General features: G+C 41.3%; 14 protein-coding genes. All 14 read right to left on the minus strand.

Annotation, left to right across the window (positions count from 1 at the left end):
- Window positions 1-2: 2 nt before the first annotated feature.
- The 14 genes from JI667_RS04785 to xerC all read right to left on the minus strand — a co-directional run bounded on the left by JI667_RS04785 (window position 3) and on the right by xerC (window position 12,877).
- Entirely contained in the window at window positions 3-1,274 is a 1,272-nt protein-coding gene (locus tag JI667_RS04785) for a flagellar hook-length control protein FliK (RefSeq protein ID WP_206850938.1), read from the minus strand.
- A 25-nt stretch (window positions 1,275-1,299) separates the two neighbouring features.
- Entirely contained in the window at window positions 1,300-1,890 is a 591-nt protein-coding gene (locus tag JI667_RS04790; protein WP_206850939.1) for a MotE family protein, read from the minus strand.
- A gap of 4 nt (window positions 1,891-1,894) precedes the next feature.
- Window positions 1,895-2,341, minus strand: a complete 447-nt coding sequence (gene fliJ / locus JI667_RS04795; protein WP_206850940.1) for a flagellar export protein FliJ — start codon at window positions 2,339-2,341, stop codon at window positions 1,895-1,897.
- Window positions 2,342-2,346: 5 nt separating this feature from the next.
- On the minus strand, window positions 2,347-3,666 hold the full coding sequence (fliI, locus tag JI667_RS04800) for a flagellar protein export ATPase FliI (RefSeq protein ID WP_206850941.1): 1,320 nt from the start codon (window positions 3,664-3,666) through the stop codon (window positions 2,347-2,349).
- Window positions 3,663-4,436: a flagellar assembly protein FliH gene (fliH, locus tag JI667_RS04805; RefSeq protein ID WP_206850942.1), complete on the minus strand. Its 774-nt coding sequence runs from the start codon at window positions 4,434-4,436 to the stop codon at window positions 3,663-3,665. The genes fliI and fliH overlap by 4 nt, the downstream gene beginning before the upstream one ends.
- Window positions 4,429-5,442, minus strand: coding sequence for a flagellar motor switch protein FliG (gene fliG / locus JI667_RS04810; protein ID WP_206850943.1), 1,014 nt, complete (start codon window positions 5,440-5,442; stop codon window positions 4,429-4,431). Before fliG ends, fliH begins: the two co-directional genes overlap by 8 nt.
- Before the next feature lie 13 nt (window positions 5,443-5,455).
- A complete protein-coding gene (gene fliF / locus JI667_RS04815; protein ID WP_206850944.1) occupies window positions 5,456-7,054 on the minus strand; it encodes a flagellar basal-body MS-ring/collar protein FliF in 1,599 nt (532 codons plus the stop codon).
- Window positions 7,055-7,087: 33 nt separating this feature from the next.
- The gene (gene fliE, locus JI667_RS04820; RefSeq protein WP_206850945.1) at window positions 7,088-7,393 is read right to left on the minus strand and encodes a flagellar hook-basal body complex protein FliE; all 306 of its coding nucleotides are present in this window, start codon (window positions 7,391-7,393) and stop codon (window positions 7,088-7,090) included.
- Window positions 7,394-7,410: 17 nt separating this feature from the next.
- Entirely contained in the window at window positions 7,411-7,869 is a 459-nt protein-coding gene (flgC, locus tag JI667_RS04825; protein ID WP_206850946.1) for a flagellar basal body rod protein FlgC, read from the minus strand.
- Between the two features lie 2 nt (window positions 7,870-7,871).
- Window positions 7,872-8,261: a flagellar basal body rod protein FlgB gene (flgB, locus tag JI667_RS04830; RefSeq protein ID WP_206850947.1), complete on the minus strand. Its 390-nt coding sequence runs from the start codon at window positions 8,259-8,261 to the stop codon at window positions 7,872-7,874.
- Between the two features lie 796 nt (window positions 8,262-9,057).
- Window positions 9,058-9,837 (minus strand): GTP-sensing pleiotropic transcriptional regulator CodY, encoded by a 780-nt coding sequence (codY, locus tag JI667_RS04835; protein WP_044337406.1) that lies wholly within the window; start codon window positions 9,835-9,837, stop codon window positions 9,058-9,060.
- Between the two features lie 96 nt (window positions 9,838-9,933).
- Window positions 9,934-11,349, minus strand: coding sequence for an HslU--HslV peptidase ATPase subunit (gene hslU / locus JI667_RS04840; RefSeq protein ID WP_206850948.1), 1,416 nt, complete (start codon window positions 11,347-11,349; stop codon window positions 9,934-9,936).
- A 66-nt stretch (window positions 11,350-11,415) separates the two neighbouring features.
- On the minus strand, window positions 11,416-11,958 hold the full coding sequence (hslV, locus tag JI667_RS04845; RefSeq protein WP_206850949.1) for an ATP-dependent protease subunit HslV: 543 nt from the start codon (window positions 11,956-11,958) through the stop codon (window positions 11,416-11,418).
- Between the two features lie 19 nt (window positions 11,959-11,977).
- Window positions 11,978-12,877 (minus strand): tyrosine recombinase XerC, encoded by a 900-nt coding sequence (gene xerC, locus JI667_RS04850; protein ID WP_206850950.1) that lies wholly within the window; start codon window positions 12,875-12,877, stop codon window positions 11,978-11,980.
- Window positions 12,878-12,911 lie beyond the last annotated feature (34 nt).

Genomic DNA, 12,911 nt, shown 5'->3' on the forward strand with positions numbered 1-12,911 from the left:
ACCTATATTTCTGTATTTACGAGATAATCCTTAAAGGATTGATCTCCTTCTTCCTGGGGCATGCCAGGCTGGTCTGATTGTCGCTGTTTCTGATCTTGAGAAGCCTGTTGTTGCGATTGCCCTTTATTCTGTCGCTCCGCGTCTGTGAGTGTCTGCGATATCTCTATTTTCTCCACGTGCAGATTTTGAGAAGAAAACGCGTGCTTCAAGCCTTGGATTTGAGAATCCAGCATCTCTTTTGCCGTTGAAGTAGAGGCCAGTATTTTGGCTGTCATTACTCCGTTGTGCTGAAGAATCTCAATTCTTAATGATCCTAATTGCTCCGGATAAAGTTTAATCAATAATTTAGTCATGTTTGGTTGAGACATCATATTAGATTTGCCAAGAATATTCTGGAATTCTTTTGCAAATTGTTCGTACTGAACGGACCGATTATTCGTTGTCAGGCTCAGTGAAAGTGTTTCGGTTTTAGGGATGGCAAAATGAATTTGATTCCCCTGAACTGACTGGATGCTTTTCTTTTCTATGGTTGTCGCCTCTGTTTCAGCAGATTGAGTTTTCCCGTCAGCACCTTGGCGTCTATATGCCTCTTTAAGGAGAAGTGACCAATCCTTTGATTGATTAAACATTCCTGTTAATGTACCTTGAATGCCTTTTTGCAGGTTCTTCGACAGTTCTTTAAGTTCCATTGCCTTTGATGCTTCGGTAATGTGCATATCACGACTTTGAGTAAATATTTCAATCACCTTAGCCAGTCTGATGACATCCTCTATACGTCCTTTGCCTTCTCCCTGTTCTAGGGGCTTATTTTTGCTCATCAAGCTTTTTATATCATTGGTAATGGGAGATTGCAGAAGCTGCAGTGTTGCAAGCAGGATTTCATAATCGTCTTCTCCATCAGTCAGAGTTTCTGCTGTCCTCGTTCCCAATAGCGCTGTTTGCAGTTCAGAATAAAGTGTTTTGATTTCATCTAAATTCAAACCTATTAATTCAGCGATCTGACTTATGTCAAGCTCTTTTACTTTTGACAGATCCTCTATCTGCTGTGACGTAAGACCGATAGCTTCAAGATCAACACTTCCAAGAAGAGCTTCCAGATGGACGAGAAAGGTCTCTGAATCTTGGTTCGTTGATGGTTTCTTTACAGCATCCTGATTGGAGACAAACCCAAGAAGATGTCTTGAGAATCCTTCAATACCCGTATTGGGGGATGTCGACTTCTGACTCGTCGAATTTATACAATTCATTCTCTGAACACCTATTCCTATTTCCATCGTATCACCTCCTTTTCATGCAAATTCATTCATCGGTTGAAAGAAGACCCGTGTATCTTGCAGCATCTTCCGGAGGCATTTTCTCAAGTATATCTGCAAGAGTATCGGGTTTAATGCTAGAAAGAATCTTCATCGCCTTTTCATCTTCCATCTCCATGAGTACGGGTGCTGCGCTCTTTGCTGACATGGTTTCAAATGTGCTTACTACTTCTTTAAATGCACGCTTGTTTTCTTCACCAATCTGACGTAATTCTTCAAGCTCTTCTTTTTGCTGCTGAATGGTCGCCTGGAATTGTTCATTACTGTTATCTTTTTGATCCAATTCGCTTTGAAGCTGAGCCATTTTAGCTTTTTGATCTTCAATGGATGCATTTAAAGTGATGATCTTCTCTTGTAGTTGTTTTCGGTCCTCAACATCATTTGAAGGGATGACCTTGGCTAGGAAAGGAATGTCGGAACTTATTGTTTGTGCCTTTTCAAAAATATTTATCCCTGCAAACGTCATAATGACCAATGCGAAGGTGATTGCAAACAAGAGAGGAATGAGGATGATGAAAATGAATCTTTGTAATCGACTGTATGAATCTTTCTTTTCCTCTTCTATTACTTTTGCCATGAAATCACCTTACTCCCCGTTTCAAATATTGGGCGACGGACACTTCGTCTAACTGCTTATGTTCTGCATATTGAATATTCTCCAGGAAACGCTTAAAATCTTTTTCTTTCATCTTTTCATACTTTTTTACTTCTACATTCATATCAACAAGCTTCTCTTCGTACCAATTCATTCGATTTCTCGCTTGTATCACAAGATCCTGATAATAAGAAATGGTTTTTTCAAGATTGGTAATGAATTGTTGATGGTGACGGATATCCTGAACTGATAATCCACCCTGTAATTTTGTTTCCTGATGATTCTCAAGGGATTCTTTCTTTTTTAGAAATTCATAAAGTTTCCCGGCAACTTTTTCAAAGTTTTCGATTGATCCCCTGTACATCTCCTGTACTTCATCTTTTTCTTTTTCTTTTAAAGTTAATATTCTTTGAAACTTATATTGATAACTCATTTGAATCATCCACCTTTTTCCGATAGCTCGATAAGCTCATCAACGCTTGCAGTAAGTGTGATCTGTTCATATACTCCCTGCTTCAAAAAAGAAATGATTCCAGGATAATAGTTGATGGCTTCATCCACTTCACGGGAAGTCCCCTTTTTATAAGCCCCGATTTGAATCAAATCTTCCGAGTTCATATACGTACTCAGCAACTCTCTAATCCGGGAAGCAGCATGTAAATGTTCTTTTGAAGCCAGGTGATTCATTAATCGGCTGACACTTTTAAGAATATTGATTGCGGGGTACTGCCCTCTATTAGCAATTTCGCGGTCCAGTACGATATGCCCATCGAGTATCCCTCTCACTGTATCCGAGATGGGTTCATTTAAGTCATCACCATCAACCAGTACCGTATAAAATGCGGTAATGCTCCCATTAAGGTTGGTTCCTGTTCTTTCCAGTAACTTTGGTAATATCGCAAAGACTGAAGGCGTATATCCTTTGGTAGTAGGTGGCTCCCCCACCGCCAGTCCGATTTCCCTCTGTGCCATGGCTACCCTGGTTGCAGAATCCATCATCAGCATCACGTCCATACCTTTATCACGGAAGTATTCCGCAATCGCGGTTGCCGTGAATGCTCCTTTTATCCTCATGAGTGCAGGCTGGTCAGATGTAGCAGCCACAACAATGGTGCGTTTCAGCCCTTCCTCGCCTAAATCTCTTTCGATGAATTCTCTCACTTCCCTGCCACGCTCTCCTACAAGGGCAATAACATTCAAATCCGCTTTTGTATTCCTCGCGATCATTCCAAGCAATGTACTTTTTCCAACACCGCTACCGGCAAAAATCCCGACCCTCTGTCCCTTTCCAACTGTCAGCATACTGTCGATGGCTTTGACCCCAACCTCCATCTTTTCATCGATTGGAGGTCTGGATAATGGATTGGGAGGTTCCTGTTCCGTATAAGCTGTGCTTAACCCTGATGGTAATAGACTGCCATCGAGGGGGTGCCCCAGGGAGTCAATCACCTTTCCAATTAAAGAAGGGCCAATCTTAATTTCCAAAGGCTTTGATGTTGCCTCTACTAAGCTGCCTGGTGAAATATCCTGCATGTTGGTATAGGGCATTAGGATAACTAAATCATCATTAAAGCCGACAACTTCCGCCAGTATCACTTTTTGCTTGCCCCGGGATAATATATGGATATGACACACTTCACCTACAGAACTTTCAGGACCTTGTGACTCAATCATCAACCCTACAACCCTCTTCACCTTTCCAAACTTCTTAAAAGTCGGTATGTGGGGAATATGTGAGATAAGATCTACTGCTTTCACTCCGAATCACCTTCCAGGAGATGGTGTAGCTTCTGCTTTAATTCATTCAATTGAGAGTCGATGCTGATCATGACCCGTCCCTGATTCGTTTCAATGTAACATTCATCCATCCCCAAATCTTCATTCGCATAAATGTAGCATTGAATATCAGTAGGAAACATCACTTCAAGTTCGGATTTATTCTGTGCAAGAAGCCCATGCCGGGAAGGATGAACATGTATTTGGATGTGTGGTAAATCCCTCACTTCCTTCAATCCGCGTTTCACGATTGAGAGGAATACATCTGGTTCTTCATTAAGTTTTCGATTCATGATTTTCTCTGCACTTGTGATCCCAAGATTGAGAATCACTTGCTCAGCCCTCTGAATATGACTTTCATATTGTTCCTTATTCCATTCAGCTATTGTCTTGGCTTCCTGCAGTTTGGCCTGATATTCTTCGTAGCCTTTCCTTTTCCCTTCCTCTTCACCTTGAAGAAACCCTGCGTTATAAGCCTCCTGCATAAGCTGCTCACGTTCTGTTATCCAGCTTTCCTTTTCATACAGTAACCGCTCTTCTTCTTGTCTGGCATTTTCCCTGGCTGTCTTGATGATCCTCTCTGCTTGACTGGTCGCTTGCTCTATGATCTGTTCACTGTGCAGAGAAGCATTTCCAATGAGCATACTCTCCTCTGGGTTGACCTCTCCCATTGGCTTGAATTTCTTGAGGGAAATGACTTTTTGGTTTTCCCCATCACTTTGAGCTAAAGTAGACTTTATGATTCTAGACAATAATATCGTCTCCTCCACCACGGGCAATGATGATTTCACCTGAATCCTCTAATCTTCTTATCACTGCTACAATCCGTGACTGAGCTTCTTCAACATCGCGCAACCGGACCGGCCCCATGAATTCCATCTCTTCTTTAAGGGTTTCGACCATGCGATTGGACATGTTCCTGAAGACCACTTCTTTCACTTCATCACTTGACACTTTAAGGGACAGAAGAAGATCTTCATTATCACAATCACGAATGACCCTTTGAATGGACCTGCCGTCCAGGGTAACAATGTCTTCAAAGACAAACATTCTCTTTTTGATTTCCTCTGCCAATTCCGGATCTTGAATCTCCAAAGCATCAAGGATCGTTTTCTCCGTAGAACGATCTACCCCGTTCAACACTTCCACTACTGCTTCCACTCCACCGGTTTGGGTGTAATCCTGAGTAACGGTCGCTGAAAGTTTACGCTCCAGGATGGCTTCAACCTCACTGATCACTTCCGGTGAAGTACCATCCATCACAGCGATACGTCTTGCGATATCTGCCTGAACTTCCTGTGGAAGTTCAGAGAGAATCTGACCTGCCTGTTGGGGGTCAAGATAAGACAAAATCAAGGCAATCGTCTGTGGGTGTTCGTTTTGGATGAAATTAAGGATTTGTGCAGCATCCGCTCTCCTTGCGAAATCAAAGGGCTTAACCTGCAAAGATGAGGTCAGACGATTAATGATCGCTGAAGCCTGATCAGCCCCCAGTGCTTTTTCCAATACGGTTTTCGCATAGCCGATCCCACCTTGGGAAATATAGTCCTGGGCGATGGCAATATGATGAAACTCTTCTAAAATCTCTTCCTTTGCTTCCGTTTCCACCTTTTTCACTCCAGAAATCTCCAATGTCAATTTCTCGATTTCTTCTTCTGACAAATGCTTGTACACAGATGCAGAAACATCCGGACCAAGAGAGATCAGGAGAATGGCTGCCTTCTGTTTCCCAGTTAAGCCTTTCTCTCTTCTAACCATTGTTCATTCCCCCCTAATCCTCTGCTAACCAGGTCCGCAATAGTTTCGCGAATTCATCTGGTTTATCTTTGGCCATTCTTTCCAACTGCTTCCTGCGAATCGAGCCTTCTGTTTCTTCCTTTGGTTCAATATCCGGTATTTGAACGGGCTCTCTTGTTTCTTCAAATTCCATTTCTTCCATTGAATCTTTCTTACGTGAACGCAATAAGAAGAATACTAATAGTAGAATCACTACTAGAAGAATGCCCCCAATGACGTATGTCCACCATGGCAGGAAAGGTTTCTCTTTAGATGAGACATCCACCTTTCCATTAAATGGTTGGACCGAGACGACCACTTTATCCTGGATTAATTCGTCTGTCAGTTCAGGGTTTGCACCTTTATCAATGGACGTTCTGACGATCGTTGACAATACCTGGCGAATATCATCGACGCGATCCTGAGGTAATGATGTTTTTTCTTCTGGGTTCGGAGGTTCAACCATGACCTGAATGCCAAGGTCCCTTATTTTATAAGGACTTTCTACGATCTCTTTTTTTATACGATTAACCTCGCTGTTAATCGTTTCTTCCATACGCTCATAGTCACCATTTGATTCCGAGTTAGAACCGTATGTAACACCGCTATTGGTCGGTTCATTCGCGTCTCCGGCCCCGGCGGTTCCACCAGGATTCGCCCCTTCACCGGAGAAGGTCTCTGTGATCCGCTGTGCACTGACAGCGATCCCTTCCATGTTTTCTTTATCAACAGGCTCCACTATGTTTGCTTCACTGGTTTCCTGGGTAAAGTCAATGTCAGTGGTAACGGATACCACTACTTTATTAAACCCGATCAGCGTACCGAGCATATTCTGAACCTGGCGCTGAATATCCCGTTCGACTTCTTTCTTTACATTCATTTGTTGTGCAAAATTACCGCTTCCCATAGAATTATTTTGGGTTTCTAAATCGAAATACTCAAAATATTGATTCATGATGACGATATTCTCAGTAGGGAGATCTGGGACACTTTTCGAAACCAGGTGATAAAGTGACTTGATTTGTTTTGGATCAAATGTGAATCCAGGCTTTGTATCCAACACAATGGATGCAGATGCATTTTGAACATCATCACTTAAGAAAATCTCTTTCTCTGGAAGATTAATCATCACCTTCGCATCCTGGATACCATCAATCCCCTTCATCAAATTAGCCAATTCGGTTTGCATGGCATCCAGCTTCATTACGTTGAATTCATTATCTGTCATACCAAACCCGGCATTTTGACTAAAAAAAGTGTAGTCGATGCTTCCGGAGTTAGGGATTCCCTCTGCAGCAAGTTCAACCTTCAGAGTATCCACCTGTTCCTTTGGTACCATGATGGTCGATCCACTATCGGTAATTTCCGAAGGGATCCCCCTGCCATCCAAATTTTCTTTTATGGTTCCTGTTTCAGATGGGGATAAATTACTGTACAAAGGTTCGAGCTTCGTCCTTGTTGTAAAATAACTCACCGCCCCTATAAGAATGACTGATATCAGGAAGATGGATCCCATACTTATTTTTTGTTTTCTGGTTCTACTTGTCCAATACGTCTTTATCTGCTCTGTGTATTTCTTAAACGATTCATTCATTACAATCCTCCGGTACTCGACTGCATGAGTCTACTACATTGGCATTCTCATAATTTCTTGGTAAGCTTCCACTACTTTGTTACGCACTTCCATCGTTGTTTGCAGGGTGATACTAGCCTTTTGTGAAGCAATCATCACTTGATGAAGGTCAACATTTTCACCCCTGACAAGCTTTTCCGTTAATTGATCCGACTGCACCTGCATCTTATTGACTTCATCGATTGAATTTTTTAATAACTGACTGAAATTCCCTGCCCCCTCTGAAGGGGAATTGTTTTTTTTTGCAAGTGACGGACTAATGAACCCATGTGTTATCGAATTAATTTGATGAATTGCCATAGAACTAAAACCTCTTTCTATTTACCAATTTCTAATGACTTCATTAACATCGCCTTATTTGCATTAAAGACGGTTACATTCGCTTCATAGGACCGCGTAGCTGAAATAAGGTCCACCATCTCTCTCAATGGATCCACATTCGACAGTCGAACATATCCCTCATCATCTGCATCAGGATGTTCTGGATCATAAACCATCTTAAATGGAGTTTGTTCATCCTCCTTAATTCCTGATACTTGCACGCCTCCGAGAGAGTGACCGTCTCTCGTATTCATTGCCTGATTCAAAAAAGATGAAAACTGATTTCCCTTCGGCATCATAACGACAGACTTTCTTTGGTATGGCTGCCAATCTCCATCTACCATTTTTCCTCTTGTTGTATCGACATTCGCCATATTCGATGAAATGACATCCATTCTTAACCTTTGGGCAGTGAGGGCAGAAGCGGTTGTATTCATACCTGTAAACAAGGTCATGGTTATTTCCCTCCTCTTATGACTGATTGGAGACTGTTAAACTTCCCATTTATCCTGTCAGTCAGGGCATTGAAATAAATCTGGTTCGTCGCCATCTCTGACATCTCTTGATCCATGTCCACTCCATTACCATTATGGTTATACTGAAAAGCTGACTTCGTCTTGACTGAGGGATGTTGACTTTCAGAACGAAAAGAGAGGTGACGTTGATTTGTTCTTTTAGCTTCAATTTGTTGAAGGGACTGATCAAAAAACGTCTTAAACTCTACTTCTTTTGCTTTATAATTTGCGGTATCAGCGTTCGCGATATTTTGAGAAATGACTTTCTGATTTAATGAGGCATAATTCAACCCGTTTTCCAGGGTATTGATTGTATTGGAAAAAAGTTTCATGGCAGGCACCTCTATCCGTATTTTGACATGTTTCAACTATTTTTTACATATTTAGCATACAACAGTATTTATTGTAATGTTTAGCAAGATTAGTGTCTATGAATATTCCGTAAATTTTCATGAAAGAGAAGGATAATCATCAATTTCATGACTTTTTATCCACTTTTATCCCTTCTATTACCATGGTTGTTTTTAACATAATTAAATATATTTTACTTTTACTGTTACATTAACGTTACAATCAACAGTGGGTTTATACATAATCGGAGTATAAAACGTTTAAAAAAACACAATAAAACATCACCTTTCATTAGGTGAATGCTTTATTCTTTCAATCTGGAATCTTTAGGCTTCCTCTGTCGAAATGAGTCGTAATATTGCTGTAACTTTATTGTACTATCCGTAGAACAGATGACAATACTTAAAGAACGATTGCCTGTAGTTCATTCGGCTTATTTTCCCTAAACAGTCTAATATTTCAATACTTTCAGTCTACAAAATTCTAACTTGATAAAGTTTTTTTCAATACCCTCCTTATATCTCAAAATAGAAGCTGAGCATAACTAAAAACACCTCTCTATAGACGAACAATCAATACTTATGACCTCTTTTGGAATTGCTTGTCACACCACTGCCCGATTTCCGAACAAGACTCCCCTTTACTCGGGCATTCCGCTTCTGCATGCTTTAACAAACAATAAAAAATCCGAATGATTTCGAAATTCACAAAAGAATTTCGAAGAATCATTCGGATTTTTGTTTGGCTAAAAACCTTTTCTCAGCCTCTTCTACAATATTAGTTTGTACGTAATTTATCCAATTCAACTAAGAATTTATTATTCAATACTTTAATGTAAGTACCTTTCATTCCAAGGGAACGCGATTCAATGACACCGGCACTCTCCAGCTTACGAAGGGCATTAACGATTACAGAGCGTGTAATACCGACCCTGTCGGCAATTTTGGATGCTACGAGCAGTCCTTCATTACCATTTAGTTCTTCAAAGATATGCTCGATGGCTTCAAGTTCACTGTATGACAATGAACTGATCGCCATTTGTACCACGGCCTTACTTCTCGCTTCCACTTCGATTTCCTCGGCTTTCTCACGAAGAATCTCCATTCCGACTACAGTTGCACCATATTCAGCTAGAATCAAATCGTCATCTTCAAAGCTCGCCTCCAGACGGGCAAGGATCAGCGTACCGAGTCGTTCTCCCCCTCCGATAATCGGCACGATCGTCGTTAGGCCGTTCTTAAAGAATTCTCTATTTTCTACAGGGAAAGCAGTATATTCACTGTTCACATCCAGGTTAGGAGATGTTTCCTGAACGTTGAATAAGTTTTGAGTATACTCCTCAGGAAATTGACGGTCTGCAAGCATTTGTTTCATACGCTCGTTTTCAATTTGCTGATTGATGGCATAACCCAATAACTTACCGCGACGACTCACAACAAATACATTTGCTTCAATAACCTTACTTAGGGTTTCTGACATTTCTTTGAAATTCACCGGTTTACCAGCTGCTTTCTGCAACATGGCATTGATCGTTCTTGTTTTACCTAATAAATTCATTACGTTTCCTCCTACTACAACTTAAGTGTATCTATTATTTAATTTATTATTATCCTTGATCCAACTACCTTTACCCAATAGAGGGAAAGTGAAAACTTAAAGGATAAACTGACTTAAATCCTTATCTTTCGAGATTGCACCTAATTTATCATCGACATATTGTGGCGTGATCTTTACCATATCCAATGTGATATCAGGTGCTTCAAAGGATAAGTCTTCAAGAAGTTTCTCCAAAATGGTATGAAGTCTTCTGGCCCCGATATTATCGGTATTTTGATTAACATCATAGGCGATTTCAGCGAGTCTACGAATAGCATCGTCAGAAAATTCAATTTGTATACCTTCTGTTTCCATTAATGCGATATATTGTTTAATAATTGCATTATCGGGTTCAACCAGGATCCTTACAAAGTCATCAGTCGACAACTTCTGAAGTTCAACCCTGATTGGAAAACGCCCTTGTAATTCAGGAATAAGATCCGAAGGTTTACTCATATGGAAGGCACCTGCAGCAATGAAAAGGACATGATCTGTCTTGACCGAACCGTATTTGGTTACAACCGTCGAACCCTCCACCACAGGGAGGATATCACGCTGAACACCTTCCCTGGATACATCAGCTGAAGATTGGCCTGAGCTCTTGCTCGCAATCTTATCAATTTCATCGATGAAGATAATCCCGGATTGTTCGGCACGGATGATTGCCTCCTGGGTCACTTCATCCATGTCAATTAGCTTTTGGGCTTCTTCATTTGTCAGTACCACTCTTGCTTCTTTCACCTTTAATTTTCGCTTTTTCTTTTTCTTAGGCATGAAATTACTGAAGGCGTCCTGCATATTCATACCCATTTGTTCCATACCTGAACCTTGAAGCATATCAAACATGGATGCTTGCTGCTCCTCGACCTCTATCGTGATAAATTCTTCTTCCAATTCACCATTTTCGAGTCTCTTTTCCATCCTTCTTCTTTGCTCTTGAAGTGAAATCTCTTCTTGCTTCTCTTCCTCTTCTTGAGAAGTTGTCCCTTGAGACGCATTACCACCAAAGATCATTTCAAACGGATTCTTATACGAAGAGGCTTTCTTCTTAGATGGGACAACAAGTTCAACCAAGCGACGATTCGCATTCTCAGCGGCTCTTTCACGCACGCCGACCATTTTTTCCTCTTTTACCAGGCGAACGGACGTTTCAACGAGATCCCTGACCATCGACTCGACATCCCGCCCTACGTAGCCCACTTCAGTAAATTTGGTAGCCTCCACTTTTACAAAAGGAGCACGAACGAGCTTGGCAATCCTTCTGGCTATCTCTGTTTTACCGACACCGGTAGGTCCCATCATCAGAATATTCTTCGGAATCACTTCGTCTTTCAATACGTCTGACAGGAGGCTGCGTCTATAGCGGTTTCTAAGAGCGACAGCAACGGCTCTCTTCGCATCCTTTTGACCTACAATATATTGATCCAGTCTTTCGACTATTTGCCGAGGGGTTAAGTGATCAGTATTCTTCATCCAGTGACACACTCCTTACTCCTTATATTGTGGGAGAATATCGTTACAAAGTTAAAGATCGGCCGTTTAAAGCTCTTCAACAATAATTTGGTTATTCGTGTATACACATATATCGGCAGCAATCTGAAGGGAAGACCGGGCAATTTCTTTAGCAGATAAGTGATCACCTGCATAAAGTTTCAACGCCCTTCCGGCAGATAGGGCATAGTTTCCTCCTGAACCGATGGCAAGGATCCCGTCATCCGGTTCAATTACTTCACCTGTTCCGGAAATGAGTAGAAGGTGACTTTCGTCCATCACAATCAGCATTGCTTCAAGCTTTCTGAGCACCTTATCGCTTCGCCACTCTTTAGCAAGCTCGACTGCAGCTCTCTGGAGATTTCCATTGAATTCTTGAAGCCTGCCTTCAAACATTTCTGACAAAGTAAATGCATCGGCAACAGAACCCGCAAATCCGGCAATTACTTTTCCATTGAATAATTTACGCACTTTTTTTGCCGTGTGCTTCATGACTACGGAATTGCCGAATGTAACCTGTCCGTCACCTGACATGGCACATTCTCCTTTATGCTGTACTGCAAAAATAGTGGTTGCATGGAATTGTTCCATATCCTGACCTCCAACTCTTCTAAGCACGGGGATGATGTGCTAAATAGGTTTTTCTCAGCTGATCTTTTGTTACATGCGTATACAGCTGAGTGGATGATAACTGAGCGTGCCCAAGAAGTTCCTGGACCGTCCTTAAATCGGCACCATTATTCAATAAATGAGTAGCAAAGGTGTGCCGCAGCATATGAGGATGTATTTTCCCGGTTAAAGATGCATTCTCGATAATCTTATTTAAGATCAGGCGCACACCTCTTTGGGTTAAAGCTCCTCCCCGGTGATTGACTAACAGTTGTGTGTGGGTCTCATTCTTTATCAACATGGGCCTGGAATGTATTATGTATTGTTCAAGGGCATCGTGTGCGAAGCTGCCGAACGGGACATATCTCTCTTTATTCCCTTTTCCTTTCACCAGGATCGTAGATAAGCCAAAATCAATGTCAGCGAGCTGGATATTCGTACACTCACTCACACGGATCCCCGTTGCATAGAGCAGTTCAAATATAGCCCGGTTGCGTATTTCCATCGGGGTGTTCCCAGCGCACGCTTGAAGCAGAGCTTCAATTTCCTCCTCATAAAAGAAGTTAGGCAATCGCTGTTCTTTTTTCGGCAGATTGACAAACGAAAAAGGGTTATCGAGCAACTGCTTTTCCCGGTTTAAATAACGATAGAAACTTCTAATACTGGAAACCTTCCTTGAAATGGACGATCTCATTAATCCATGATCATGAAGCTTGGTTAAAAAAAGCCTCGCATCTGAATACTCTACATCTTTTAATGAACGTAAACCTTGTTCTTTCATAAATACGTAGAACTCTTCGATATCATGACGATATTGTTCAAAAGTATGAACAGAATAATGCTTTTCTATTTGTAAATATTCAGTAAAGGATTGTAATTGTTCATCTAATTGATTCTCCATGTTTAACACCTCACAAGGGCTACTAAATAGTAAC

This window comes from Bacillus sp. NTK074B (genome assembly GCF_017303375.1).
Classification (GTDB): Bacteria; Bacillota; Bacilli; order Bacillales; family Bacillaceae_B; genus Rossellomorea.